The following is a 26,459-nucleotide window of genomic DNA, read 5'->3' as shown; positions in this document are numbered from 1 at the left end:
GGGTGAGTCGTTTGATTTCGATTGATCCTAAGAAGAATACAGAGCGTGAAAACTATAAACTTTTGATTGGTAGTATCATTCCAAGACCGATTGCTTTTGTGACAACAAAATCAGAGCAAGATGTTATCAATGGTGCACCATTTAGTTATTTTAATATTGTGTCATCAAATCCGCCAATGATTTCTTTAGCGATTCAGAGACCAAATGGACATTTAAAAGATACAGCAAGACATATTCATTATCAGCAGCAATTTGTTGTGCATATTGTTGATGAGGATAATGTGGAGCAGGTGAATGAAACAGCGGCTTCCTTACCTGTTACAGAAAGCGAAATTGATAGAGCGCAATTTACACGAATAGAGAGTCAACAAATTGCAGTTCCAGGAATTCAAGAGGCCAAAGTGCGTATGGAATGTCGTTTAGTGCAAACAATTCCATTGATGAATGGTGAGGAGCAGACAGGCGATTTATTTATTGGTGAAGTCGTCCAATATCATATAGATGAAACCATTTATAATGAAGGGCGAATTGATCCAAGAAAACTAAAAGCAATTAGCAGACTAGCTGGCTCAAATTACGCAAAAATTGGTGATATATTTGCGTTAGAACGTCCTGATTAAAAATAAAAGGCGAAAATGTTGATTTAACAGCATTTTCGCATTTTTTTGGTTTCAAACTTATATTAAAATTCTCTCTATATTTACTAAATCTTCGTTTGTTAAAAGGATATCAGTTGCTTTCACATTGTTAGCCACTTGTTTTTTATGTTTCCCACCTGGAATAACGGCATCAACGCCATCTTGAGCTAATAACCAAGCAAGCGCTAGATTTGGCAATGTCGTGTGCTTTTCCTCTGCAATTCCCTTTAACGCTTCTACTTTTACTAATGTTTGTTCAAATAATTCGCCTTGGAATAAGGGATCCGAAATTCGCCAGTCGCCAGTACCTAGCTTAAAGTCTTTTGTATACTTGCCACCAAGTAGACCATATGCAAGTGGACCGTATGGAATAAATGAAATTTCATTTTTTATACAGTATGGCAATAAATCCTGTTCTCCTGAACGATTTAACATATTGTAAGGAGATTGTAGGACAGAAATATCATTATGCACATTTGCCTCTATAAGCTGTTCTAATGTTACATTTGAAATGCCTATTGCTCGGATCTTTCCTTCTTCCTTTAAACGTGATAATTCACCAATTGACTCCGCAAGAGGAGTTTCGTTATCCGGGAAGTGTAGATAGTAAAGATCTACATAATCCATTTGTAGCCGTTTCAAGCTATTTTCGAGTGCACCACGTAGATATTGCGGATGATTATCTGTTCTTACTGAACCGTCCTCAAACCAATGTCTACCTCCCTTTGTTGCTAAAGCGAAATCTTCCCTTGGGTAATTTTTTAATACTTCGCCAACAAGTTCTTCTGAACGCCCTTTTCCATAAATGTCTGCTGTATCAAAAAAAGTTATCCCTAAGTCAAGTGCAGCTAAGACTAGCTCCTTCCCATCTTGTTCATTTAAGTTTTCAAATAAATTATGTCCACCTACAGCATTCGTCCCAAGACCAATTTCGGAAATCTTGATAGTTGTTTTTTTAAAAGTATGAAATTTCATATTCCTACCTCCTCGTTATTCTGTAATCAGAATAGAGTAAAAAGGATGTTTTACCAACATACATCGTTATAGTTTCATATATAGAAACAATTGCATTTTAATTGCCAAGGGCCTTCCCATTATGCTAAAAGATAATGAATTTCTTCTGTCAATTGCTGACTTGCCTCTTCTAACTTTTTGACAAATGACCGAATGGCAGTTTTTTTTATTTGATTCGTCGAACCATGCAAAGCAATGGCACCGATTACTTCCCCATCCACATAAATCGGAACGGCAATACAACATTTACCTTCATTCGTTTCTTCATTATCAACAGCATATCCTTGAGCTTTAATGACCTGTAAATGAGGAATCAATAGACCATAATCATAAAAGGTTTTTGCTGTAAAGGTATTGAGTTCAATGCTATTTAATAGTTCACGTTGTTTGGTAGGTGACAGATGAGCTAACACTACTTTTCCTAGCGCGCTTGAATGCATAGGCGTCCGACTATCGATGGCATGAAAAGCAGGCTGTTCAAAAGGCTCTCTAATTACATTTTTTATTACCATCTCACAATTTTCTAAAATACCAATATAAGTAGTTATTTCTTCTTGGCGGGCTAATTTATATGGCGCCGCGAGAGACGTCCATTGGATATCTTTGTGCCAATATAAGTGCTCATCCCTAAAGATATGCGGATTTAATTGATAATATTTATTATATTTAATTACATAATTCATTTTTTCTAGCGTATAAAGCATGCGAAAAACGGATGTCTTATTCATTGATAATTCTTCCATAATTTCAGTTAATGTAAGAGAATGCTTTTGACGTAATATATCTAAAATCAAAAGGCCCCTTTTTAATGTCGATACTTCATAGGAATCCATTATGTCCTCTCCTAACTTCTAAAATAACTTAACCTGTACCTGTGAAATATTCATAGTTCTTTATTGATATTATAAAGACAATTTTTTATAACTTCTCATTTTTTATTTTAATAATAAGCAACCTCAAATTTGTAAAATGGTGGACAATTATAAAAAATGTCAGTGTTTTTTGTATGAAGTGCTTGATTCTCCTCTTACTGGAGGTAATACACTTTGATTTGAATCAGCAAGATCAAAAAAACAAGGAGGTTTTTATAATGAGGTCTATTGAATGGTTTTATGTCATCTTTAATATTGTTTTACTAGGTTGGTTAGTTTTTGGTAGAAATAAGTCACAGCGAGGAATGCTGATAGCTGGTGGTATGTCTATGCTATTTCTACTTGTCCATGGGATCATCGAAGGAATGCGGTGGCAAATGATGCCGACTTATTTGATGACATTATTTTTCCTCGTTGTTGTTGTGATAAGGTACTTTTTTAACCCAAAAATTCAAAAAGAACAACAATCAAGTATGCGCCGATTACGCGTTGTTCTGAATTCAACATTAGCTGTACTTTATTCTGCCATATCAGTTAGTCTGCCTATCGCTCTTCCGGTATTTACCTTTGAAAAGCCAGCGGGTCCGTACAAAATTGGAACGATCACCTATGATTGGAAGGATACTCAGAGAGAAGAGACTCTCACACCAGAACCTGGCGACAAGCGTGAGTTAATGGTACAAATTTGGTATCCTGCTGATTCGAATGCTAAAGGTAATATGGCTCCTTATATTTCTGATTCAGCTGTTTTTGCAGAGGGGTATAGTAAAATTCTACATTTACCAAAGTTTTTATTTACAAATTTCGGTTATGTCAAAACGCATGCTATTGAGAACGTTGAGATTTCTAATCAGGAATCTACCTATCCAGTGCTCCTATTCTCGCATGGTTTTAGTGGACATAAAAATCAGAACACTTTTCAAATTGAGCAATTAGTCAGTCAAGGCTATATCGTGGTAGGTATGGATCATACTTACAGTAGCACGACTTCCGTTTTTTCTGATGGTCGTGTAGCAAATTACGTGCCGCAAAAAACTGAATCAATTGCATATTTAGATAAAGCAAATGAAGGTTGGGTAGAAGATGCTAAATTTGTGCTGGATCAAGTGGAGCAGCTGGCCCAGAATGATCCTGAAAACCGTTTTACAGGTCGAATGGATATGGAGAATGTAGGGATGTTTGGTCATTCCTTTGGTGGAGCAACAAGCACCCAAATGCTAATGACAGATTCAAGAATAAAAGCAGCTCTTAATATGGACGGTGTTTTATATGGAAAACTCCGAGTTCCTGTGGATGGGCTGAAGAAGCCGTTTATGATGATGAGTGCCGATGACACAATCAGAGAGGCGAAGGAAACGGATGGTAAGGAGCTCATCGAGTTTGTAAAGGAAACTTTGCCACGGTACGAGTATGTAACTGTGGGGGGAAACTATTGGATGAAAATTAAAGATATGAAGCATATGGGCTTCTCCGATTTATACCTATTTTCACCGCTTTATGAACGAATGGAAGGGGTCGACATCCAAAAGGCTTACCGTCTAATTAACGACTATTCATTGGATTTCTTTAATCATTATTTAAAGCAGCAGCCATTTAAACTATTAGAGCAAAATATTGGGGATTATCCAGAGTTTACGTTGCAGAAAGGTTGACTGCTAAGGCGTATAGTTGAGGGTGTTTAGCCCTCAATTATTCTCGTCCTGAATTTTCCGTATGCTCAAGTCGCCATTCTATTCCTTGAAATAGTAATTGATTAGCTTTTGAGAGTTGGTAGTATTGTGGGCTTAGAATAGCACATAACGTTTCGCATCGTTCGAGTCGTTTAGTTTTGGTTCTTTGAATATATTTTACAAAGTAATGGAAGTAATCTTCTTTATTGTCCAATTGCTGTGAGTTCGCATACAGCCTAGCAGTATCATCGACAATGGCCTGTACAACCGGACTGCTTGCAGGCAATTTTTGTTTCAACGCCTTATTCAATCGATCATGGATGTTCTCAAGCTTTCTGACCAATGTTGTAGCATTATATTTTGACTGATGAACAATATTCATGTACAGAAATTCGGTATTTTTCAGGTCTTTTATAAACTGCGGATCATTTATGAGCTCCTGCAACTCATGCCAAGCAGCGGTTTGTTTGGCAGAGCTTTTCACTTGATTAATAATATATTTGTTAAAATAATGAAAAAATGAATCCCTCCACTCTTTTGGAATGCCAATTAATAATTGGGATTCCTTCACTTTTTTATCGATAAATTGTTTTTTATGTTCGGAATTTATTGTTCGTGCGTTTACTAAGTTATGAAGATACTGCAATGAATCCCCGTCATGTTCCTTTGCTTGACGAAGAATCGATATCATATCCATAAGCGTAGTAGCCTGTGTTTCCAAAGATTCAATCTGCCAATCAAGTGCTTTATCAACTGGAATTTCTTCAGATAATATTTTGCTTATTTCATCAATTCCGAAATCCAGATAACGCAGGTTTGTAATCATTTCAAGATGCCATATATCTTCATTCGTGTACAATCGATGTCCACCCTCAGTATAACTTGTAGGCTTCAGCAATCCAATTTCGTCATAGTAACGGACTGTTTTTATAGTAGAACCTATTATTTTAGCTGTTTCACCTATAGTATATTTTTCTTCCAAATGATTACACCCCCTGATTGGATCACTTTATAGTAATTTTAACATCATAGTTCATTTGATGATAAAAAAAGTCATTATTTTATTTTACGATAAACTTGCCATAAATGAATCCTTAAAACATTGAAAGCCATAAATTGAGGAATTGGACTTGCATAGCTGTGAAGTTTTTATTAACAAAGTCACCATAACTAAATTGTTATAATTATAAAATGCGAAAATATCGTCAAAGCATTTTCGCATTTTAAATTTTTCCATATTCAAACATTCCAAGAGCAACAACTTTCATTTAGAAAATTCTGCTTCTGTCAATTATGATTGCAACTGAGCTCCTTAAAGGCTAGTTCACATTCTCAGTAAGGTAGATTAAGGGTGAAGAGCGCGAGCCATTGCATCTAAATAGTTCTGACTTGCACGCTGACTTACCTCGGCTTCAGGTACAAAGACTTCAAAGCAATGGAAGCAGCCAGGATAGAGATGGAATTCAACGTCTACACCTGCTTGAGCAAGCTGTGTTACATAGTGAATGGTTTCATCCCGAAATAAATCAAGTTGCCCCACACACGTATACATAGGAGGAAGTCCCACTAAATTGTCTGCTCTCGAAGGTACAGCGTAAGGAGAAAGCTCATTGTCTTCCTTTTTCTCACCCAAGTACATATTCCAAGCTGTTATGTTATTTGTTCTGTTCCATGTTGCATGGTTTTCTGTAATCTCATAGCTTGAAGGTGTGGTATTGCGGTTATCAAGCATCGGATATAGAGGCATCTGAAATATAATAGATGGACCGCCTTTATCTCGTGCCATAAGTGCAAGGGCAGCTGTTAGTCCACCACCACCACTTACCCCTGCAATAGCTACTCGATTAACATCAATACCAAGCATTTTTGCCTCATTTGTCATCCACACTAGGCAGGTATAACAATCTTCAATAGCCGCTGGATAAGGATGCTCAGGTGAGAGTCTGTAATCGACAGACACTACAATACAATTTGCTGCCTGAACAAAGCGCTCACACAAAACATCATCCATATTAGGGTGTCCCATTATATATCCACCCCCATGTATCCATAACATGGCTGGAAGTTTATCATGGTTTCGCCCAATCGGTTCGTAAATTTTTACTAACATTTCGCCAACAGCATTTGAAATCATTCGATGGGTGATTTTTACATATTTTGATGTCTCTAAAGGTGGATTTGACAAGAGACCCCTACTAAATTCTAGATTGTCCAATTGAAATCCCGGAAATTGAGAGAAACTCTCCTGTAATTCTGGTAATACACGGCTGTCGATTTTCAATTATATTCCTCCAATGAAATACTAATATAAAATAGGATTCTTTTTATCTTCATTCAGCAAATGTTTTTTGCTCGAAAGCGTAGCGGCAGATGTTTTATGTGTGAAAGCAAAGCGGCAGCGACAGATGTTTTATGTGTGAAAGCAAAGCGGCGGCAGCGACAGCTACAATTACGCCAAGGCGAAATTAATAGTATTAAAGGAGTGAATGTGAATTCTGCTCCTCTTCCCATTTGGCAACTTCCTTACGTACACGAGGAGCAACTTCTGTTCCAAGTAACTCTATGGCACGCATCACCTGTTCATGTGGCATCGTGCTTAAAGGCACATACAACATAAAACGTGTAATTCCAACATGCTTACGAAGATGAATAATTTTATTAGCCACTGTATCTGGATCACCAACATATAAGGCTCCCTCAAAACTGCGTGCAGCATCAAAGCTAGACCGATCATAATAAGCCCAGCCTCGTTCTTTCCCTAATTTGTTCATGCCTGCCTGAGTCGATGGGAAAAATGTATCTGCTGCCCTTTCTGTGTTTTCTCCGACAAAACCTATTGAATGGGATCCTACCTGAAGTTTTGATAGATCATGACCTGCATGAGCAGCGGCTTTTTTATACAACTGTACAATGGGAGCAAATTGCATTGGACTACCTCCAATAATAGCGAGCATAAGAGGTAATCCCAGAAGACCTGCTCGGACGGCGGATTCTTGATTGCCACCGCTGCCAATCCATACTGGCAAAGGGTTTTGAACAGGTCTAGGATAAACTCCTAAATCATTAATCGCTGGTCGATGTCCACCCTCCCATGTGACTTTTTCTGATTCACGTATTTTGAGCAACAATGCTAAATGTTCTTCAAACAGCTCATCATAATCCTTTAAGTTATAGCCAAATAAGGGAAAGGATTCGATAAAAGAACCTCGTCCTGCCATAATCTCCGCGCGACCATTTGAAATACCGTCGAGTGTAGAGAAATCCTGAAAAACTCTTACAGGATCTGCTGAAGAGAGCACTGTCACTGCACTAGTTAGTCTTATTTTTTTCGTTTGAGGTGCCGCGGCTGATAGAACCATTGCTGGGGACGAAGCAGCGTAATCTACCCTATGGTGCTCGCCGACGCCAAAAACATCTAGTCCTACTTGATCAGCTAAAATTATTTCCTCAACAACTTCACGCAATCGTTGTGCGTGACTTATCACGACCCCACTGTGAACATCTGGTTTTGTTTCTACAAAAGAAGTAATACCTATTTCCATTTATTATCTCTCCTTGTCAGATTAGTTTTTTATTCGCCATGTTGCTTGCAGAAATGGAGTGCTTGGTTCAATAAATATATAGAAACTAATTATTTAGTGGATGTATACTCCGTGTTCATTAGGTTTTATCTTGGCTGGTCATTGCCCAAAAAAGAAGGGCGAAGGCACTAATTGAGGCTCCAAGTAAGCAAACGCCTCCCCAGCCAAAGTATGCATACATTTGTGTTGAAGCAATTGATCCGCTTGCACCGCCAATAGAATAGAACACCATATAGCCAGCTGTAAGTCGACTTCGTGCTTCAGCTCGCAGTGGAAGAATCATAGCTTGATTTGTAACATGAACGGCTTGCACCGCCAAATCAAGAAGAATTATGCCGATGACTAGCGCAATTAAAGAATGTTCAAGATAACGGATGAACAACCATGAAAGCAGTAGTAGAGCTAAAGAAATACCTGTCGTTCGCTGTCCATAACCTTGATCGGCCAATTTCCCTGCACGCGCTGCTGCCAATGCGCCAGCTACTCCTACAAGGCCAAATGCTCCAATCGCGGTGTGAGATAGAGCGAACGGAGGTGTACTAAGCGGAAGTACCAGTGAAGTCCACAAAATGCTAAAGTCAGCAAAAATCAGCATGGCTAGAAAGGAGCGGATTCGTAATGTTCTTTCCTGAATAAACAAATCAAGCACTGACCTAATTAACCGAATATAGGACAATGATTTTACCTCGCGTTCAGCATGAGGTAACACCTTGGTAAACATACAAGCCATCAAAAGCATAATGACAGCAGATACCAGATATACAGAGCGCCAGCCTGCAAGATCGGTTAATATACCAGCAAATGTTCGAGCGAGAAGTATGCCAATAACAATGCCACTTGTTACAATACCAACAACCTTGCCCCTTTCGGCAGAGGAAGCCATTGTTGCTGCAAATGCCACAAGTGTCTGTGTCACAACTGCGAGTAGCCCCACCAAAGCCATACCTGCAAAAAGTACGATGCTTGAGAAGGCAGTACCAACGATAACTAGAGCCATTGTAGATAACAGCATTTGACCAATTATTAATCGTCGTTGATTCAGTAAATCTCCAAGAGGTACCAGCAATAGTAAGCCTAATCCGTAAAAAATCTGTGTGATGGTAATAACAATACCAATAGTGGAATGATTAATACCAAATGCCTCAGACAATTGATCAAGCAAGGGCTGTGCAGAGTAAATATTGGCGACAGATATTCCACAGGCAGCAGCAAACAACAATGTAACAGCTCGTGTTATAGATGATGGTTCCTTCGTGTTAGATATGGCTGTGGATGATGAAGAATTTGTTTCGTTGCAAAGAGGCGGATGTTCTAAATTTGTCTGTGGTTTACACATGCTTTTCCCTCCATTCACATTAGATTGTAATTATAACATACCGTTCGGTACAATATAATTATTGGTAAATATATATTAATTTCATTTGTAATGTCAATAAATATTTATAAGAATAAAAATATTAAATTCAAATTTGACATGAATACTACCTGTATATATAATAATTACATACTGTTTGGTATGAATTTAATGACAATAAAAAATAATCCTTAAAAATTAAAGTGTAGAGGTGTGCTCTTATGGCAAGAACTCGTGAATTTGATGAAGGTCAAGTCTTAGAAGCAGCGATGCAACTATTTTGGGAGAAGGGATATGAGGCAACTTCATTAAGTGACCTTACCTCTAGGATGGGTATTCAACGTCCTAGTATCTATTCCACTTTTGGAGACAAGAGAGAATTGTTTGAAGCTGCACTTCGTAGATATACAACGTCTCGTGCATTTGATATACGATCTAGACTTCAAAAATACGCGTCTGTAAAAGAGGCATTTTCCATCTTTTTTGCAGATATTATTACCGAGGAATACGAAGAAGATCTCAGTAAAGGTTGTTTTTGTATCAATACAATGGTAGAGCTTGCTCCTCATGATGAGAAATTTGAAGTCCTGACTAGAGAACATCAAATGTACTTAGCTGTTATTTTTCAGGAGACAATTGAACGAGGAATACAAACTGGTGAGCTGGATGCCAACACAGATGCAAAGTCTTTAGCACAGGCATTGATTGTAGCGTTAATTGGTATAACAGTTATGATGAAATCTCGACCACAACGTTCCTTTGTTGACAATGCAGTCGCAGCAACACTCACCTTATTAAAGTAATTTGATTGAGTATAAATCAAGAAAACGAAATTTAAATAGTTACAAACCTAAGTCCTCCTTTAGAGTAAATTTTCTAAAGGAGATTTCTTATGCTATAAATTCTCATTTTATTGAAACGATTTACAAATCTGTATCATCTAACATATAGAAACAAGAAAGGAGGATGGAAAAGTTGCAAGAAAAATCATTATTACTAAAGGCGAAAAAGGGTAATAACAAAGCTTTTGTGGAGCTTTTGCAGAATGAAAAATTGAAGCTATATAAAATGGCCTATATTTATATGAAAAATGAAAATGATGCTTTAGATGTTGTACAGGAGACGATAGCAAGAGCCTATAGCAATATCCATACAGTCAAAGAAGAGCGCTATTTTGCAACATGGTTGATGAGGATCTTAATCAATACAGCTATCGAAATGCTTCGAAAAAATCAAAAAATAGTACCTATCTTGGAGCAACAATCGGAGCAAATCCAAGTTTCAAGCTATGATGAGAGGTTAGATTTACTACAAGCTATAGAGCAGCTTGAAGAGAAATATAAAACTGTCATTCTATTGAAGTATTACCGTGATTTATCTACAAAGGATATTGCCGATTTATTAGATTGTCCAGAGGGCACAGTGAAGACAAATGTGCATAGAGGCATACAGCAGCTAAAAAAATATTTTAATAAGGAGGGGGAGAATTATGGAGAACAATATTAAAGAGGTAATAGAGAGCATTGATGTCCCCATGGAAAAGCTAGATTTTGCTATTGAAAAAGGTATGGGCATACAAAGGAAAAAAGACAAGAAAATATGGAAAAGAGTGATCCTTTCAAGTGTGGCAAGTATAGCCTTAATTGTAGGTTCCGGTTTTATTTCTCCTAAAATGGCAAGTGTATTGGCAGACGTGCCGCTTATTGGTTTTATGTTTAATATAGAAGAACATGATAAAGGATTAGAAACAGCGCTTTCTGATGACAATAAGGTAGTCTTAAATAAGACAGTTACTAGTAATGGTACAGCTCTTACGATAGAGGAAATTGTGTTTGATGGAGCACGATTAAATGTAGTTTATTCGATGCCAGAATATAAGGAACTTTCACAAGCAATTCTAACTGTCAACGAAAGAGAACTAAATGTTCCTGAAAGTTTAAAAATTTTAGAAGATAAAAATATATTTCGCGGGTTATTAGAATTTCCGATCGCTGAAGAACTACCTGATAAATTTGATTTAACCATAAAGTTTTTACAGGTGGGTTCAACAAAAGGAGAATGGGTATTTTCTACGCCTATTAAAAAAGTAAATAATCATAGCAATAAAGTAATTGCTGGTCAAACAGGTGAAGTGAAAGGTAATACCTTTGTTGTAGAAAGTATGGATACTTCAACAACGACGACAAAGATCAACGTGAAATTTGATACAACTATGGATAAATTATTTTCTGAAGAGTCCGGTGTACTAAATGCGACAATAATGGATCAGCATGGCACGCCACTTAAAATATTGGATCAAACAGGAGGTGGCGATAACAAAAGTACAACTTACACTTACTTAATAGAGCCCTTACGTCAAGATATTACTGAGGTAAGAATAGCTTACTATTTCTTCCCGTTTAACTTAAATCGTAAGGATTTAATTGTCCCACTAGCAAACTCATTCCCACAGCGAATATCACAGGACAAGATGGGGGATTATGTTATAACTGGAGTAACAAAAAAGGAACATGAGGCTACACTTTCCTTTTATATCGATAGTGAATTTCCTTTTGATGATACACTGACACCTTCTTTTTTTGAGATTGTGTCTGATTCAGGAGAAAGCCTTATCACTAATTATGTCCATGCAGTTGGACCAAATAAGTATGAGGTATCATATCAAGCAAATGTAGGGAAACCAATTGTTCATACTGTAACAACGCCATATATGGAACTAGAGCCATCTGCTATAGTCACAATTCCAGTAAAATAGTTTGAAAAAATATCTATGAGAATTCTCAGTTAATTGAGGGGGCTCATAGATTTTTTTTAAATCTTTACTTGTACTTGGTTAAAAAAGAAAAATATTTAGTTATTTATGTTGTTTTTCTATATGAACGAAAAAAATTTACTATAATCTAATGAAAATTAATTTTTTTAATAATCTAATTGTTGACTCAATTCTAAAAAATATATAATATACTAGTTATTAGAAAATTTTATATTTTTTAGTTATTATTCTTTTTTGAAAATGAGGTGGTTATTATGGCGAAGTTTTTACGAACGAAGTCAATCGAGCAAGCCAATAAAATAACCGAAGTTGAGCGCTTTAAACTTAAACGTGAACTTGGGTCATGGCAATTAATGCTATATGTTTTAGGAGCCACAATCGGAGCAGGGATATTTGTTTTACCTGGAACTACTGCCGCTCTACATGCTGGACCAGGAGTTATTGTTTCATTCCTAATCGGTGGGGTTGTCACCATTGCAGTAGGACTAGCGTATGTAGAATTTGCAGCAATGGCACCTGTCGCCGGAAGCGCTTACACCTATTCTTATATTGCGTTAGGAGAAATTATCGCATGGATGATAGGGTGGGATTTACTATTAGAATTTACGGTTATTGCTAGTACAGTAGCAGTTGGGTGGAGTGGTTACGTAGATTCATTTTTACAATCTGTAGGTATTCATATACCCGAAGCCCTTACAAAAGATATTGCACATGGCGGGATTGTCAATCTACCAGCCGTAATTGGATGGCTTATCGTAGCTTGGATTGCCTTAAGCGGAATTAAGAATGTGGGCCGTTCAAACACGCTATTTACTATCGCAAAGGTTGCAGCGATCATCCTGTTCCTTGTTATAGGTACTTTCCATGTTAATCCTGTAAACTGGACACCATTTACGCCATTTGGTTGGTCAGGTGTCATGGCTGGTGCAGCGTTAGTATTCTTTGCTTTTACAGGCTTTGACGGTGTAACAACAGTGCTTGAAGAAGTAAAAAATCCACAAAAAACAATACCAAAAGCTTTAATTGGTGGTCTGAGTGTATTAACACTTATTTATGCCCTTGTTGCAGCGATTTTGACAGGGATTGTACCATTCCCTGATTTAGATGTTCCAAACCCTACTGTATTCGCGTTACAATCTGTAGGTATTCAATGGGGAGGTGCTATCGTCGCAGTAGCGGTTATCTTTGGATTACTTGCTACAATGATCGCAAATACAACTAGTGCCACACGCGTTCTATTTGCGATGAGCCGTGATGGACTTCTCCCAGAGCGTATTGCGCAAACGAATAAAAAGACTGGTGTGCCTGTACTATCAATCTTCATCGTCGTATTGACAGGTATTCTATTGTCAGGATTTTTATCAATCGGTGAATTAGCGGAATTTGCTAACATTGGAGGCTTGACTGCGTTTGCATTAACAACAATTAGTGTAATTGTTCTTCGTTACACGCGACCAGATCAACCTCGCGGATTTAAAGTACCAGCAATTTGGCTTGTAGGAATAATAGGTGTTGGTGGTTCACTTGCATTAATCTTCAGTCTTCCAATCTTCACGATACTGCGCTTTTTAATTTGGCTTGCAATAGGCTTGGTTATATATATAGCCTATGGATACAAACATGCTAAAGTAAATACTAAAAATCAATGATGTAATATGTACCCCTTTAGAATTCTCTATAGGGGTACTTTTTCTATAGAAATGTATAAATTGCAAATCAAAGGCACACTTCTGCGAAAATCTACATATTATAAGATTACATTTCCTGACATGCCCAGGCATCAACCTCTACTTTTATGGAAGGTGCAGCAAGGGCTACAACATACATTAAAGTCGTACATGGAAGATGTTGTCCAAGAAAATCACCTATTATTTGCTTTCGTTGCTCTGCGTTCATCTCCCCAACCAAATAAAAAACTAGCTTCGTTAAATCCTGAACTTCCATATTTGCACTTTCAAGATTTTTTCGGATATTTTCTAATGCAATCTTTAATTGGGCTATTGAATCTTCAGGTATCGTTCCGTCTTTATCCATTCCGATTTGTCCAGATAATGTTAACCACTTCTGAGGTCCTGTTATTTCAATTTGATGTACATAAGGAGCGACTGGTTGATGAATTTCCTTCGGGTTTCTTGTAATCTTCATAAAAATCATCCTATCTATTTTTTAGTTTAAAATTATGTTAAAAATAACATACTGATTCTAAAGATTAAAAATTATTTAATACTATTATAAAGGAACATAAATTGGATATGCTCATTTAAAAGGTTATAATAGATAAATAGAATTAAGGCTTATAACGCTGATATAGCTCTCAATAAAGTACAAAGTATTGTTCTCATTTTAAATTTGATAAGGCATGCAATTCTTTTCCGCTCCTTGGATGTATACATTCATCTCCTAAGACACTTGTAAGGCAGATATAAGTAAGTCTTATTTCAAGAGATGATGGAAATAATAATCCAAAGAAGGGGGAGTATTTACATAAGAATGATACGTAATGTTCTACATCAATTTATTAATTACTTATGTTCATTTGATAGCGAAACTGGAGCAATAAAAACAGCGAAGCCGTTTTGTAGAAGGAGTGAATACATGAGTAATTTCTTTCGGAGCCATGGATTTAAACGCTTTATTATTCTAGTCGGAATCGCTGTTGCACTCTATTTAATGCGTAGCATGATTAATCTTATTCTTCTTACCTTTATTATTACCTATTTGATGAATCAATTGGCTACCAAGACAACGGCAGGAGTTCGTAAGTATGTCCCGATGAATGAAAAAGCAGTAACTGTTACCCTTTATTTGTTATTAGTGGCAGGAATTGTTGCGGTAATTTATAAATATTTACCAGTGGTTACCCAACAGATTACACAGCTTTTTGATCTTATCTCTAGCTTTAATTTGGACCCAGATGATAATGAAATTGCCAGATATTTGGCACCTACCTTTGAGAAGATTGAACTTGGTAAATATTTAGAGCAGGGTGTGGACATAACTCTTAAAAATATTACGAATATTGGTAAAATCATTTTACACATCTTTATTTCGTTGATTTTGAGCTTGTTTATTTTGCTGGAGAAAAAGAGAATTACTGAGTTCACTGCTAAATTCAAAGAAAGTAAAATTGGTCCTCTTTATGACGAACTAAAATATTTTTCAAGAATTTTCATTCGCTCTTTTGGTAAAGTCATTGAAGCACAATTTATTATTGCAGCAGTGAACTGTGTTTTATCAGTTATAGCTCTTTCTATTATGGGCTTCCCACATTTAATTGCCTTGGGAATCATGCTCTTTATATTAGGATTAGTACCAGTTGCAGGGGTCATTATTTCCTTACTTCCACTAAGTATTATTGCCTATAGTATTGGTGGTTTAATGTACATTGTCTATATCTTGGTAATAGTGATGGTGCTACATGCTATCGAGGCATACTTCTTAAATCCAAAGCTGATGTCTGCAAAGACGGATCTTCCTATTTTCTATACATTCATCGTCATTCTCTTCTCGGAGCATTTCCTTGGTGTATGGGGATTGATTATAGGTATTCCATTATTCATGTTTCTACTTGATATTCTGGGAGTTACGTCCTCAGAGGATGAACTACAAAAGGCTACGACAGTGCATGAAAATAAACAAATCGAATAGTATTATTTTTCAAAAAGGAATCAAAAGAGTCTAAATGATTCCTTTTTTATTTTCCTTCCTTAAAAAATAAAGAAAATAATACTGATATGTGATATATTACATATCAGTAGAAGAAGTATTGGGAGGCATTGATGATGGAACAATTTGATACTAAGAAAAAGCTCAAACGGACGTTCGTTCGTGAGGAGGCATATACGATTATAAGAGATTGGATTGTTGATGGAACTTTAAGGCCCAATCAACAATTGAGAGACAAGGAATTAGCAGAGCAATTAGGAGTTAGTCGAACGCCAATTCGAGAAGCATTATTGCGCCTAGAGGATGAAGGATTTGTACAAACAAAGCCTAATCGTTCAACAACTGTATCTCCTATTGATGCTACGGAAGTATTCCATCTTTATTCTATTAGCTGGACGCTTGAACAATTAGCGATGAAACAGATATTTGAACATTTAGCAGATGATCATCTACAAATGATGGAGACAGTTAATCTTAAACTTAAAAAAGCAATTACTGAAGGAAATCAAATAGAAGCGGTTGAATGTGATAATGAATTTCATGAAATTTTTATTGGAATATCTCAAAATAAGGAATTAAAACGGATACTTACTGGTGTCAGACAAAAGCTTAAACGTGTTGAATTGTATTATTTTGATTTAGTAGAGGATGTTCATTTTTCCCATGAGGAACATTTACGTATTATCGAAGCTATTAGACAAAAAGATTTATCTGTAGTACTCAATGAAATTGAACAAAACTGGAGATTAAGTTTTGCTAGAATTCAAAACTGTCTTATTGGTTAATTCATAGAACGAAGAGGTTTACAATGAATAAAATACAAAGCTATATCAAGGAATATCATCCGGTTGTTCATGTATTAGTTTTCGGTACGGTTTTAATTACCCTAACAAGCTCTATGAGTATGCCCTTTTTAGCTATTTTCTTAAGTCAATCTGTAGGCTTAGATTTTGCAACCATTGGATTTATTATTGGTGTAGGTCCTTTAGCTGGAACATTTTGCGGGTTAATTGGGGGAGTTCTTTCAGATTTTATTGGAAGAAAAAAATTAATGCTTCTTTCTTTAATAGGATTAAGTATAGCCTTTGTTGGTTTTATTAGTACAACAAATTTTATGGGTTTACTTTTCTTTAGTATTCTTAGAGGAGTAGCTCAGGCTTTTTTTGGCACTGTTTCTAAGGCACTAATGGCTGATTTAACACCAGATCATAAAAGATATAAAATGTTCGCTAATCGTTATTTAGCATTGAATATTGGTTTTTCTGTAGGTCCTATGCTAGGAGCGCTTTTAGGTATTGGGGGCAGTACGATAGCATTTGTATTAACTTCCGTAGTGTATATCATCTATGCCGTTGTTTTATTTTTTATGCTTAGAGCTATTGATGAGAATGAATCAGTATCTGAGGAGAGCATTAATATATCATTATTAAGGAATACAATGCGTAAGGATACGCCATTACTATTATTTATTATTGGGGGAATGTTATTAACTACCGTGCATGGTCAAATGTCCGTGACACTTTCCCAACACTTACAAGCAAATATTATAGATGGAGTAAAATTATTTGCAGCGTTGATGAGTATTAATGGTTTCACTGTACTAATACTTCAAATTCCAGTAACGAGATGGTCAGAGCGTTTTACATTTACTCAAAGAATCTTATTTGGATGTATTTTATTTGCTATTGGAGAAGCTGGGTTTGCCTTTTCAACCAATTGGACACCCTTCATTATTTCGATGCTTATATTTACTTTAGGTGAAATACTTGTTATTCCTGCTGAATATGCTCAAGTAGATGAAATTACACCATCACATTTACGTGGAACTTACTATGGCGCTCAAAGCTTAGGGGAGTTTGGAAATTTTGTAGGTCCTTGGTTTGGAGGCATCTTGCTGTCAGTGTATGGAGGAACAATGATGTTTTTATTTATGGCCTTCATATCCCTCTTAGGTAGCTATTTCTTTTATTTAGGGAAAAGGAATTATACAAGAAATTCATTAACAAGTGGAAAATTTTGATTCGATAGAATTGTGGACAATCAACATGATTATATTGAATCAAATGCGATTTCAATAGCACAATAAAAGTTTGAACATACATTAATGCCATAGATAGAAGTAATTAGAGGGCTATAGGATATATATGAATAGTAAAGAAAATGGAGCTTTTTTAGGGGCTCCTTTTATATTTCATCTATAACTATAGTATTATTACGCTAGATTATGTAAAATTACCCAAGAGGGGGTGTTATAGTGAAAAAAGTAATTTTAACTTTATTAACAGCAACATTAGTATTTTCGTTCACATCATTAAATACTGAGGTAGAAGCAAAAGAGACATTTAAAAGCTGTAAAGAATTAAACAAAAAATACCCTAAAGGTGTAAAAAAGGGTCACTCAGCATATTCAGCAAATCTTGATAGAGATAAAGATGGCTGGGCTTGTGAAAAATAATCAATATAAACCCCTTTCGTTGCAAAATACGAAAGGGGTTTTTTCCATGTGATTTAAATTAAAATTGTATGTGATTTTCTTTTCATAAATATAAAAATTAGCAGCGCAGTGATCCCCTCAGCAACAGGGAAGGTCCACCAAATAGCTTGAGGGCCAAGAATCTTAGGCAACAGCACAAGTGTAGGTATGAATAATATAATACTTCTTAATAACATAATAGATGTGGCAAGCCGAATTTTTTCAATCGATTGGAAGAACTCTGCATACACCATATTAATGCCAAGAAATATATAACCGATAGCAAAATGAACGAAGCCCTGTGAAGCCAAATTACGAATTTCAAATGTACTATCTCCGAACAGTGCCATTAACTGTGATGGGAATAACATGGCGATAATAGCAGTTGTTAATCCAAAAATAAGTGCTGTGGCAGTGCCAATTTTCAGAAGTGCCGTTAATCTTGTTACTAATCTTGCACCATGATGATAGCTAACTAGTGGCTGAAGCGCCATTCCAATACCAAGAAAAACTGTTAGCAGTACCGTATGGATATAGTTTACCATTGCGTAGGCAGTGACTCCATTAGAACCTAAATAATGTAAGAATGTCACGTTATAAAGAATGACGATTACTGCCACGGATGCTTCAACAATAAAGCTTGGTAACCCGATTGAAAATATTTTCTTTAAATCAGAGATGCTGAAAAAATTACGTACAAATCTTAATTCGGATTGCTTTCTGAAGAAATGTAGGCAGAGTACTGACATACCGATAATTGTGGAGAGTGCTGTAGCTAATGCACAGCCAGTTACACCATAATTGAATACGAAAATAAAGATATAGTTTAAGATTATATTTAAAACAGATGTTGTGATTAAACCCATCATTGCAAGCTTTGGATTGCCGTCATTACGAATAAAAATGCTTAGTAAATTTTCAATTGTATAAAACACACCAAAGATTAAAATAACGTGTAGATACTCTTGAACATAAGGGTAGGTAGCATCACTGGCTCCAAATATATAGGTGATCTCTTTTAGATTCAATAAAAGGAATAGAATCAGTGTCAGAACGACAACAATCATTGCTGTGAATGCTAATGTAAAGATTTGATGTGCTCGTTTTTTATTGCCCTCTCCAAGAGATATAGAATATAGTGTAGCTCCACCCATTCCAATCCAAAGAGAGATGGAAAGGAGAATAGAAAAAATGGGAACAGCGATATTTACACCTGCTAAAGCTGTTGGTCCAACACCATGGCTCACAAAAATGCCATCAACTAAAATATTTACTGACATTAATAGCATACCGACCATAGCTGGGAATAGGTATGATAAAAACAAAGGCTTTAGAGGTCTTGTTTCGATTGGATTAATGGTTGTCATGGTCATGCACCTCCTTGACCATTACCTTTTCCCCTTTATCATCCAACTCTCCGTTAAAAATAAATCCAAAATTTTTATATAGCTGAATGGCCGCAAGATTGTCGTCATAAACGCTTAAATAAATGTTTTGGGAGCCGTATGTAGCTACCAGATGATTAATAAGCTGCTGTAAAAAGTATTTCCCCAATCCTTTGTGCTGATATCGTTCATCAATAAAGTAGCGATCTAACCAAACGCGTTCAGAATTGTCCACATGAGGGAACATACCATACATAGCAAAGCCGACTGCCGTATTCCCTCTGTACAAGCCAACAGGTATATAGCGTTTATCGATTTCAGCTTCTGCTAAGCATTGGTCCGTGCTTTCAATAAAATTTTGCTGATTAGCCGCGATGCGTAACGTTAAAATTTCCTCTTTGTTTAAAGCTGTGATGTCACGTATTTCCGTGAACATAATGTCAAAACCTTTCTAATTTTATTGTGAATAGCTACAATCTAATGTATATAGTTACTATATAGTCAAGGGGAGAAACTTAAAAATGTTTAATAAAAATGTAAAATATTTTACAACTGGTGAATTTGCAAAAATCTGTAAGGTTAATAAACAAACACTTATATATTACGATCAAATTGGCTTATTATCGCCTATCATGAAGGATAATAAGGATTACCGTTATTATTCCATTGCTCAATATGAATTTTTTAGTGTCATTGAGCTGTTAAAGGCGGTAGGTATGTCTTTAAAGGATATTCAAAAATATATGGCTGAAAAATCACCAGAAAGTTTTCTAGACTTAATGCATCAGCAAAAGGAAATTGTCGCCAAAAAGCGTAGAGAGCTGGAGATGATTGAAAGCATTATCGATGTCAAAATTGATTTAACACAGGAGGCTCTACATCTTGATTTTGATAGCATTACGATTGAGCATTTACCAGAGGCAACATTGTATTTAAGTCGAAATATTGAGGATTCAACGGAGGAGCAATTTGTTAAGGCTGTCTCCGATTTTATTGATGAGTTGGATCGCTCTCAACTAGACACAGGTTACCCAATTGGGGGGATTACAAGGAGGGAGCAGGTGTTAGCGGGTAACTATGATAATTATAGTTACTTGTATATTGAGCAGCCACATCCACAGGAGGGTCATCCTTATTTCGAAGCGATTGAAGGGGATTTTATTGTGGGATATCATGTAGGGACATCCGCGACACTTGGAGAATCCTACAAGAGATTATTTAAGGTCATGAGCGAAAAGGGCTTTGAACTTGGGCAATACGTTTATGAGGAATATATTTATGATGCAGTTATTAAAAATCGTGAAGAGGAGTACGTAACAAAAATTATGGTGGAAATAAAAAAAGGCTGTTGAAGCATCTCTGCCTATCAACAGCCAAAATTATACAAGATCCTTTATATGCTTTAGTGTAAAGTTAAGTTTATTTCCGGATGTGCCTTCTGTATTTCATTTAATTTATTTTCATGGATTCCTTTTAAATTTTTATCAAAAAAGCCAAGTGATAATTCATTAATTAATTTATAAATTGCATTTACATCAGCTCCGGATTCATTAATAATCGGCGAAACTGCTGCTAAATCTGTAAAACTTCCGTGATTTGTTTTCGGAATAATAGCTGTATAGACACCAGGCTTTTCAATTGTTTTATTTCTTAGATAAGATTCTACAAACAATTCGTCACGATTACCAGGCTGTTGGCTATATGCTTCCTTCATAAAGTTAATGGATGCCTCAGCATTCATCAGCATAAAGGGCTTTGCAGGTCCATGTGCAGGCATTGAATCGCCATACAATCCACCATCCATATCAATTGCTGCTTTAATACGACTATCTTTTACTAGCATTTGAGTAGAAGTAGCGCCGCCAAAAGAGTGACCTAACATACCAATGTTGTCAAAGTCAATTAGTGAGGCTATTGGATGGAAGTTCTTATCAAAATCAGCTTTGATAACCTCATCTAAAACAAATGATGCATCCTGCTCCCAAAGTTTGATGCGATTATTCAAGAACGTAATTGTGTTTTCAATTGGTGTAAAATCAACTCGATCGCCATCAGGGAATATGGTTGTTGCCGCGTCACCTGTAAAATTTAGAGCAACAACAATATAGCCGTGACTCACTAATTCCTCTAGCTGAAAGGTATTTTGGCTACTATATAAACTCATGCCATGTGCAAATAATAGAAGTGGGAATTTTTCTTTGGACTTTATAGGTGTCGCATCCTGATAGGAATGGGTTTTCGTCAATCCTAAATGTGTCGTAGCAATATAGGGAAATCCCTGTGTCGCTGCCAATTGCTCTGTTAACGCATCTATATGTTCAAAGTAGGGAGAAGGCTGTCCTGTCCCTTTTTCAGCAGGATAGTATACCTGAATCATTAATTCGCGATTCACCTGATGATTAGGCACGACAAATTCCTTGCGATTTTTATCGATAAGATGAAATGTCTGAGTTCCTACTGTATATTCTCCTGTCGGCTCTGGAAAAGACATGATTGGAAATAACTTTGGTAATGTGAACATTGCAAAAGTGGCAACAACAATACCTAAAATTTTAAATATTTTCATGCTTAATTTCTTTGAAACCATTGTACTTTTTGGTTTCACAAAAACCTGTAGTGTTAATAACAGCAAAACAATATAAGCAGGGATCATACGCCAGTTAGCACCAATGGTCATAATTGTTCCAAATAACAAACTATAATTGGCTGCTATCACAAATAGATTGATTCTAGTTACCCCACGTTGTCTAAAAGTCAGTGAGATGCTCGATAGTAATAAAATAATTGTAAATAGTATTTCTAAGGTTTTCATCATTTATCTCCTTTAACATACATACGAATGTATGTATTTAGTTAAAAATGTTTTAATCATATATACATACGAATGTATGTAAAAGATTAAAATAATAAACTACATAAAGTAGTCATAGAGTTGAAAAACTAAATGGTCAAGGGACTCTTTGTGAATATTTAGTCAAAATGAAGGTGATTTCCGTTCCAGGCTACTCGCTTTCCGGTGGGCGAGCGACGAGCCGCTTCCTGCGCTGACGCTCCGTGCAGGGTCTCGTCTGTCTCGCTATCCCACGGGAGTCGAGTAGCCTTACACTCCAATCAGCAATAGTGTAGAACTTTAAATATTTTCTTCCTTCAAAAGTAAAATAAAAACATGTTACTCACCATCATTAAATGGATAGAATAGTGGTACAATTCTATAGCTGTCAACCTACATTCTATGCATAAAACTACTTTTTCACTTTACATAAAGAGCCACTTATTACTGTTGCTCTTCATTCACATAGAAAAATGTTATCAAAGCTCCATTTTTGCACAATATAATGATGGCTAAGACTTCAAATCTATCACTATACATTTGTGTGAAATGCCAGTGGTTGATTGGAGTGTAGACTGAGTGACTCCTCGGGGATTCAGCGTCACAGATGAGACCCTGGAGCGCGAGTGAAGCGGCTCATCGGACGCCCCCAGGAAAGCACTCAGTCGGAACGGAGATCAACCCCTCGTTTTGAAAAAGGGCTATACTTTTTAATTTGTCACCTTGTCATTGACATAATAGTATTTCAACAACATGACTACATAAAGTAGTCTACTATTCCTGAACTTTATCAAATAATGCTAAAAAAACATCTTTCAAATCATCATTCATAAGTGGCATTCCGATTCCTTTGAACATCAAACTTATATGTTCAATTTTTTGAATGAATTCAGCTCGGCTTACACGAAATATTTCAGGATTCATCCAAATATCAAAAAGCATTGTAAAGGTTTCAGCTGCTTGCTTGGGAAAAGAAACTTGCAATGAGCCGTCTCGATTGCCCTCTTCAATAATTTTTTGAATACCCGGTGCAACAACTTGTACGCCTTCAGTGATGCGACTATAAACAAATTCAGCAGAATTCATTTTAAAAGGAATTGTGGATAAATCTTCTTCCTTTACGCTTTGAGAAATTGAAAAGGAAATGCCTTGTCTTAAACGTTCTAAAGCATTTAAGTTTTTTAAATCTGATATGTCATTAAAATAATTATTTGCTGTTAGCATTTCCTTTGTGATGGCATCAATAACATCAGCACGCGTTTTAAAATGATGATAGAAGGCTCCTCTAGTAATATCCCCCACATCATCTACAATCTCTTGAATTGTTACATTATCCCAACCGTTTACAGTAAATAATTTAACAGCTGATTCAATTATTCTTTTTCTCGTAACTTCTGGATATTTATTTCTGGCCATAAAATATCTCCTTATAGATACATTCGAATGTATTTATAATACTAGAGGCAGTTCTCCAAATTGTCAACAATAGACTATTTGTGAGAATCACATAAGAAAATTAGAAAAGAACTAGTAGAGGTAAGCCATTTAGCATATATTTTGAGTTTAAATGGAGGTAAGATCCGCGTGTTTTTAGGTAAATTAAAGTCTACTCCTAATAAGTAAATGAACTTCTGACGATACATTTAATGGAGAAAAAATGTAACACTTTATCCGAAAGTACTTTTCTTTACATGGAGGAATAGTCATGCAAATATGGATTGATCGATGGACGCATTTATTAAAACAGCTTGAACAACAAGGAGCTTGGATGCATCCACTTGAAATAAAGCCTGTAGCGACTGAGCAAGAGCTAGCAATGGTAGAGATGCGGCTTGGTGTTCCGATTCCTTCTGAGTTCCGTGATGTATTACTTCATTGTTCTCGACAAGTGGGAGTGTATTGGTCTTTACCTGATGAGGCACTACTTCCTATTGAGCTGGACACGCCTTTAGGTAATTTTGGTTGGAGCTTGGAGGAACTCGAATTCCCTGATTTTGGTGGAGACTGTGAAAATGAAGATGAACAGCGATACCTACAATTTCATACGGCTGGCAACGGTGATGCACTTCTTATGAAGGTTGAGGATGGTTCTGTTTGGTATTGGAGTCATGAGGAGGATGAGTTCGACCTACTAGCCTGGCGTTTTAGGGATTATATAGAGAGGGTTACAACTTTAGGATGCATAGGAGTAGATTGTGGACAGTATCGACAGTTTTGTAGTGAGGATGGACTGGATTTAAGCCTGACCAGCTCTCAAATCTGGCTAAAGTGGCTTGAACAATATTTAACTACGACATGGAAGGAAGCTATATATCACCTGGATTCTTTACTGATATATGTATCGATGCATGGTGTGAAAGAGGAAAAAGTTCAAAAAGCATTTACACGGTTCGATTCTAGAAATGTGTATACTGTACTTCGAAATCAAATTGAACAATCACTGCGTCTAGTAGATAAAGAAGCATGGTGTAAGGTGCTAGTAGAGGTTTGTGCAACAGAGGCAAGTGATTGGGTAAGGACACTTTGGAAAGACCAAAATAATATACCTAATCAGATTCGAGATTATTTAACAGCCTTCTGTCTACCAGAAGAAGAGGGTCTACCTCTTGTTCTTCAAGATATTCAGAAAGAGCAAATCGATTCCTACACAGCTTTACATCGACTACGTCATTTTCATAGCCCAAAAACGATAGCTTGGATGAAACCCTATGTTTCCTTTCCAATAGGTGGATGGGATCAGCTTTTAGTCGAATCACAGCCGAGTGCAGAAACATTATTTGAGTGGTTGAATGGTAGTGAAGCAGAGCGCCTAACAGCTATACGAGCAGTATGTCAAATGATGCAGCAGGAAATTAAGCCATCAGCTCAAGTAGATAAGGAGAAATGGCTGCCATTGCTTGCATTTTGGAAGGACAATGAAGTACTACGAAAAAATAAACAGCTATTTAACCAAGCTCTAGAAGGCTTGAATCATTGGTGAAACCTATTTGGTTGTAAGGAGGAGAAATGCTTGAACTATTTTACTATATTTGCTTCTTTGAATAATATAGAGGATATAGATTGTAAGATTTCTGATGTGTTTAGTAAAGGTTTTACTGTTGAAAAAAATGAAGATGAGTATCTCATAAAATCCAAAGCATTATTTAATAAATGCAAGTTGAAGATTAGAGTGATGTCTGAAGATACAAACCCAGAATACTTTGCGAATAATATTCCTGGAATGATGGGCTTTTACAACAGTATTCCTTTTGAAGATGACAATTTAAAAGAATTAGTGTTAACGCAAATTTCTGTGTTAAATACAGTAATTGCAATTGAATCTGAAAAAGAGATAAAAGATGAACAGATGCAGTTATTTACAAATCTACTATCAGTGATAGGGGGTATTGGCTTTGTACCCAATGGCACCTTATTAGACAAAGAAGGAGAAGTCATTGTTTATCCTGATGGACAATCGGGACCATCCAACTTTAGACCTTATGCCTGTACACAAAAGGTGAGGGGACAAGAGGTGACATCGGAAGAAGGCCATCAAAGAAAGAATAAAACAATAGCCTATTTAAAAGAAAAAGGTATTCCATATACAGATTCACTCCCGCAACTTCCACCAATTGAGGCTTGTCAGTTTAAAACCAAAGAGGATATTGCTAGGAGAGCTGCAGCTTTACTAATTGTTATTCAATTTGCTTGTGATGTGGCACAAGGAGAAAATGTAGCGGAATCAAGAGACTTTTTTATCAGTATGTTGCGTAAATATGAAGTAGAAGACATTCTAACTGACAATGAAAGAGCCTTTTTATATAGTCAACAACCAAATGCACAGGAAGCCATTAATATTTCATGGCAATATGAGGCTTATTGGACACTAATTTGGGTACTTGGATTTGTTGACAAGCTTGATTTTCCTGATGAAGTATGTGATTGTGAGTTTGCTATTCAAGTTATTTCTAACTGTGAAACGTTTGAGCAATTTTATCTTCAAACTACGATGCGTAGCCAGGAAGAAATATTGGATGAAGCCGACAAGACCTATAGGCTACACTGGGCTTGCGTAGACAGTCGTATACAAAAACGAATGACTCCTGCTGATATAAATGAAAGTATTGTTATGGAAAGGCGCAGAGGCCTATTCTGGTTGATTGGTCATCACAATGAAGACTGGGATACGATTTCGATGGATACTTAAAAATAGCAAACTAGAAA

24 protein-coding genes are annotated in these 26,459 nt (G+C 36.4%); 13 read left to right on the top strand and 11 right to left on the bottom strand.

The features are described from left to right. The first annotated feature begins 11 nt into the window (after nucleotides 1-11). A complete protein-coding gene (locus AC2CGN_RS14610) occupies nucleotides 12-620 on the top strand; it encodes a flavin reductase family protein (protein WP_429986309.1) in 609 nt (202 codons plus the stop codon). Between the two features lie 57 nt (nucleotides 621-677). Here AC2CGN_RS14610 and AC2CGN_RS14605 read toward each other — a convergent pair whose 3' ends face one another. Further along, nucleotides 678-1,613 carry an aldo/keto reductase gene (locus tag AC2CGN_RS14605; RefSeq protein WP_484514612.1) on the bottom strand — a complete coding sequence of 312 codons (936 nt, stop codon included), beginning with the start codon at nucleotides 1,611-1,613 and terminating at the stop codon, nucleotides 678-680. Nucleotides 1,614-1,732: 119 nt separating this feature from the next. Then, on the bottom strand, nucleotides 1,733-2,485 hold the full coding sequence (locus tag AC2CGN_RS14600; protein WP_484514610.1) for an IclR family transcriptional regulator: 753 nt from the start codon (nucleotides 2,483-2,485) through the stop codon (nucleotides 1,733-1,735). A 257-nt stretch (nucleotides 2,486-2,742) separates the two neighbouring features. Between AC2CGN_RS14600 and AC2CGN_RS14595 the strand changes: the two genes are divergently transcribed. Beyond that, complete coding sequence (locus tag AC2CGN_RS14595) at nucleotides 2,743-4,176, top strand: alpha/beta hydrolase family protein (protein ID WP_484514608.1); 1,434 nt, start codon at nucleotides 2,743-2,745, stop codon at nucleotides 4,174-4,176. Nucleotides 4,177-4,213: 37 nt separating this feature from the next. Here AC2CGN_RS14595 and AC2CGN_RS14590 read toward each other — a convergent pair whose 3' ends face one another. From AC2CGN_RS14590 to AC2CGN_RS14575, 4 genes are all read right to left on the bottom strand, one after another. Then, nucleotides 4,214-5,176 carry a MerR family transcriptional regulator gene (locus AC2CGN_RS14590; protein ID WP_484514606.1) on the bottom strand — a complete coding sequence of 321 codons (963 nt, stop codon included), beginning with the start codon at nucleotides 5,174-5,176 and terminating at the stop codon, nucleotides 4,214-4,216. A gap of 363 nt (nucleotides 5,177-5,539) precedes the next feature. Then, on the bottom strand, nucleotides 5,540-6,475 hold the full coding sequence (locus AC2CGN_RS14585; protein WP_484514604.1) for an alpha/beta hydrolase: 936 nt from the start codon (nucleotides 6,473-6,475) through the stop codon (nucleotides 5,540-5,542). A gap of 193 nt (nucleotides 6,476-6,668) precedes the next feature. Beyond that, nucleotides 6,669-7,736 carry an LLM class flavin-dependent oxidoreductase gene (locus tag AC2CGN_RS14580; protein WP_484514602.1) on the bottom strand — a complete coding sequence of 356 codons (1,068 nt, stop codon included), beginning with the start codon at nucleotides 7,734-7,736 and terminating at the stop codon, nucleotides 6,669-6,671. Between the two features lie 118 nt (nucleotides 7,737-7,854). Beyond that, a complete protein-coding gene (locus AC2CGN_RS14575; protein ID WP_484514601.1) occupies nucleotides 7,855-9,111 on the bottom strand; it encodes an MFS transporter in 1,257 nt (418 codons plus the stop codon). Nucleotides 9,112-9,350: 239 nt separating this feature from the next. Here AC2CGN_RS14575 and AC2CGN_RS14570 point away from each other — a divergent pair, with 239 nt between their 5' ends. From AC2CGN_RS14570 to AC2CGN_RS14555, 4 genes are all read left to right on the top strand, one after another. Continuing rightward, the gene (locus AC2CGN_RS14570) at nucleotides 9,351-9,932 is read left to right on the top strand and encodes a TetR/AcrR family transcriptional regulator (RefSeq protein WP_484514599.1); all 582 of its coding nucleotides are present in this window, start codon (nucleotides 9,351-9,353) and stop codon (nucleotides 9,930-9,932) included. Nucleotides 9,933-10,104: 172 nt separating this feature from the next. Beyond that, entirely contained in the window at nucleotides 10,105-10,635 is a 531-nt protein-coding gene (locus tag AC2CGN_RS14565) for a sigma-70 family RNA polymerase sigma factor (protein WP_464526150.1), read from the top strand. Next, the gene (locus AC2CGN_RS14560) at nucleotides 10,619-11,884 is read left to right on the top strand and encodes a DUF4179 domain-containing protein (protein ID WP_484514597.1); all 1,266 of its coding nucleotides are present in this window, start codon (nucleotides 10,619-10,621) and stop codon (nucleotides 11,882-11,884) included. The genes AC2CGN_RS14565 and AC2CGN_RS14560 overlap by 17 nt, the downstream gene beginning before the upstream one ends. Before the next feature lie 272 nt (nucleotides 11,885-12,156). Continuing rightward, complete coding sequence (locus tag AC2CGN_RS14555; protein ID WP_484514595.1) at nucleotides 12,157-13,551, top strand: amino acid permease; 1,395 nt, start codon at nucleotides 12,157-12,159, stop codon at nucleotides 13,549-13,551. A 106-nt stretch (nucleotides 13,552-13,657) separates the two neighbouring features. On the opposite strand, the gene AC2CGN_RS14550 is transcribed toward AC2CGN_RS14555, so the two are convergent. Next, complete coding sequence (locus AC2CGN_RS14550; protein WP_429988260.1) at nucleotides 13,658-14,047, bottom strand: RidA family protein; 390 nt, start codon at nucleotides 14,045-14,047, stop codon at nucleotides 13,658-13,660. Nucleotides 14,048-14,497: 450 nt separating this feature from the next. On the opposite strand from AC2CGN_RS14550, the gene AC2CGN_RS14545 reads away from it, so the two are divergent. The 4 genes from AC2CGN_RS14545 to AC2CGN_RS14530 all read left to right on the top strand — a co-directional run bounded on the left by AC2CGN_RS14545 (nucleotide 14,498) and on the right by AC2CGN_RS14530 (nucleotide 18,023). Then, a complete protein-coding gene (locus AC2CGN_RS14545; RefSeq protein ID WP_286923538.1) occupies nucleotides 14,498-15,550 on the top strand; it encodes an AI-2E family transporter in 1,053 nt (350 codons plus the stop codon). Nucleotides 15,551-15,684: 134 nt separating this feature from the next. Continuing rightward, nucleotides 15,685-16,353 (top strand): GntR family transcriptional regulator, encoded by a 669-nt coding sequence (locus AC2CGN_RS14540; protein WP_484514592.1) that lies wholly within the window; start codon nucleotides 15,685-15,687, stop codon nucleotides 16,351-16,353. A gap of 23 nt (nucleotides 16,354-16,376) precedes the next feature. Further along, nucleotides 16,377-17,588 carry an MDR family MFS transporter gene (locus tag AC2CGN_RS14535; RefSeq protein WP_484514590.1) on the top strand — a complete coding sequence of 404 codons (1,212 nt, stop codon included), beginning with the start codon at nucleotides 16,377-16,379 and terminating at the stop codon, nucleotides 17,586-17,588. 234 nt (nucleotides 17,589-17,822) lie between these two features. Continuing rightward, entirely contained in the window at nucleotides 17,823-18,023 is a 201-nt protein-coding gene (locus tag AC2CGN_RS14530) for an excalibur calcium-binding domain-containing protein (RefSeq protein ID WP_347342932.1), read from the top strand. 53 nt (nucleotides 18,024-18,076) lie between these two features. On the opposite strand, the gene AC2CGN_RS14525 is transcribed toward AC2CGN_RS14530, so the two are convergent. Together AC2CGN_RS14525 and AC2CGN_RS14520 are read right to left on the bottom strand one after the other, a co-directional pair. Further along, nucleotides 18,077-19,408: an MATE family efflux transporter gene (locus AC2CGN_RS14525; RefSeq protein ID WP_484514588.1), complete on the bottom strand. Its 1,332-nt coding sequence runs from the start codon at nucleotides 19,406-19,408 to the stop codon at nucleotides 18,077-18,079. Continuing rightward, a complete protein-coding gene (locus AC2CGN_RS14520) occupies nucleotides 19,395-19,862 on the bottom strand; it encodes a GNAT family N-acetyltransferase (protein WP_484514586.1) in 468 nt (155 codons plus the stop codon). The genes AC2CGN_RS14525 and AC2CGN_RS14520 overlap by 14 nt, the downstream gene beginning before the upstream one ends. 85 nt (nucleotides 19,863-19,947) lie before the next feature. On the opposite strand from AC2CGN_RS14520, the gene AC2CGN_RS14515 reads away from it, so the two are divergent. Next, complete coding sequence (locus tag AC2CGN_RS14515; RefSeq protein WP_286923543.1) at nucleotides 19,948-20,778, top strand: MerR family transcriptional regulator; 831 nt, start codon at nucleotides 19,948-19,950, stop codon at nucleotides 20,776-20,778. Between the two features lie 50 nt (nucleotides 20,779-20,828). On the opposite strand, the gene AC2CGN_RS14510 is transcribed toward AC2CGN_RS14515, so the two are convergent. Further along, the gene (locus AC2CGN_RS14510) at nucleotides 20,829-22,238 is read right to left on the bottom strand and encodes an alpha/beta hydrolase family protein (RefSeq protein WP_429983370.1); all 1,410 of its coding nucleotides are present in this window, start codon (nucleotides 22,236-22,238) and stop codon (nucleotides 20,829-20,831) included. A gap of 792 nt (nucleotides 22,239-23,030) precedes the next feature. After that, nucleotides 23,031-23,672 (bottom strand): TetR/AcrR family transcriptional regulator, encoded by a 642-nt coding sequence (locus tag AC2CGN_RS14505; protein ID WP_484514583.1) that lies wholly within the window; start codon nucleotides 23,670-23,672, stop codon nucleotides 23,031-23,033. 289 nt (nucleotides 23,673-23,961) lie between these two features. On the opposite strand from AC2CGN_RS14505, the gene AC2CGN_RS14500 reads away from it, so the two are divergent. Together AC2CGN_RS14500 and AC2CGN_RS14495 are read left to right on the top strand one after the other, a co-directional pair. Beyond that, the gene (locus AC2CGN_RS14500) at nucleotides 23,962-25,236 is read left to right on the top strand and encodes an SMI1/KNR4 family protein (RefSeq protein WP_484514581.1); all 1,275 of its coding nucleotides are present in this window, start codon (nucleotides 23,962-23,964) and stop codon (nucleotides 25,234-25,236) included. A 30-nt stretch (nucleotides 25,237-25,266) separates the two neighbouring features. After that, nucleotides 25,267-26,442 (top strand): DUF4272 domain-containing protein, encoded by a 1,176-nt coding sequence (locus AC2CGN_RS14495; protein WP_484514579.1) that lies wholly within the window; start codon nucleotides 25,267-25,269, stop codon nucleotides 26,440-26,442. The last annotated feature ends 17 nt before the right edge of the window (nucleotides 26,443-26,459 follow it).

This window comes from Lysinibacillus sp. DFXJR4, assembly GCF_057196045.1.
Note: the sequence above shows the minus strand (reverse complement) of the source record. Positions and strands in the feature narration are given on the sequence as shown.

Excerpts from the sequence above, each read along its gene's own strand:
- AC2CGN_RS14605 (WP_484514612.1), bottom strand. The coding sequence starts at position 1,613 with ATGAAATTTCATACTTTTAAAAAAACAACTATCAAGATTTCCGAAATT.
- AC2CGN_RS14600 (WP_484514610.1), bottom strand. The coding sequence starts at position 2,485 with ATGGATTCCTATGAAGTATCGACATTAAAAAGGGGCCTTTTGATTTTA.
- AC2CGN_RS14595 (WP_484514608.1), top strand. The coding sequence starts at position 2,743 with ATGAGGTCTATTGAATGGTTTTATGTCATCTTTAATATTGTTTTACTA.
- AC2CGN_RS14580 (WP_484514602.1), bottom strand. The coding sequence starts at position 7,736 with ATGGAAATAGGTATTACTTCTTTTGTAGAAACAAAACCAGATGTTCAC.
- AC2CGN_RS14575 (WP_484514601.1), bottom strand. The coding sequence starts at position 9,111 with ATGTGTAAACCACAGACAAATTTAGAACATCCGCCTCTTTGCAACGAA.
- AC2CGN_RS14570 (WP_484514599.1), top strand. The coding sequence starts at position 9,351 with ATGGCAAGAACTCGTGAATTTGATGAAGGTCAAGTCTTAGAAGCAGCG.
- AC2CGN_RS14560 (WP_484514597.1), top strand. The coding sequence starts at position 10,619 with ATGGAGAACAATATTAAAGAGGTAATAGAGAGCATTGATGTCCCCATG.
- AC2CGN_RS14555 (WP_484514595.1), top strand. The coding sequence starts at position 12,157 with ATGGCGAAGTTTTTACGAACGAAGTCAATCGAGCAAGCCAATAAAATA.
- AC2CGN_RS14550 (WP_429988260.1), bottom strand. The coding sequence starts at position 14,047 with ATGAAGATTACAAGAAACCCGAAGGAAATTCATCAACCAGTCGCTCCT.
- AC2CGN_RS14545 (WP_286923538.1), top strand. The coding sequence starts at position 14,498 with ATGAGTAATTTCTTTCGGAGCCATGGATTTAAACGCTTTATTATTCTA.
- AC2CGN_RS14540 (WP_484514592.1), top strand. The coding sequence starts at position 15,685 with ATGGAACAATTTGATACTAAGAAAAAGCTCAAACGGACGTTCGTTCGT.
- AC2CGN_RS14535 (WP_484514590.1), top strand. The coding sequence starts at position 16,377 with ATGAATAAAATACAAAGCTATATCAAGGAATATCATCCGGTTGTTCAT.
- AC2CGN_RS14525 (WP_484514588.1), bottom strand. The coding sequence starts at position 19,408 with ATGACAACCATTAATCCAATCGAAACAAGACCTCTAAAGCCTTTGTTT.
- AC2CGN_RS14520 (WP_484514586.1), bottom strand. The coding sequence starts at position 19,862 with ATGTTCACGGAAATACGTGACATCACAGCTTTAAACAAAGAGGAAATT.
- AC2CGN_RS14515 (WP_286923543.1), top strand. The coding sequence starts at position 19,948 with ATGTTTAATAAAAATGTAAAATATTTTACAACTGGTGAATTTGCAAAA.
- AC2CGN_RS14510 (WP_429983370.1), bottom strand. The coding sequence starts at position 22,238 with ATGAAAACCTTAGAAATACTATTTACAATTATTTTATTACTATCGAGC.
- AC2CGN_RS14505 (WP_484514583.1), bottom strand. The coding sequence starts at position 23,672 with ATGGCCAGAAATAAATATCCAGAAGTTACGAGAAAAAGAATAATTGAA.
- AC2CGN_RS14500 (WP_484514581.1), top strand. The coding sequence starts at position 23,962 with ATGCAAATATGGATTGATCGATGGACGCATTTATTAAAACAGCTTGAA.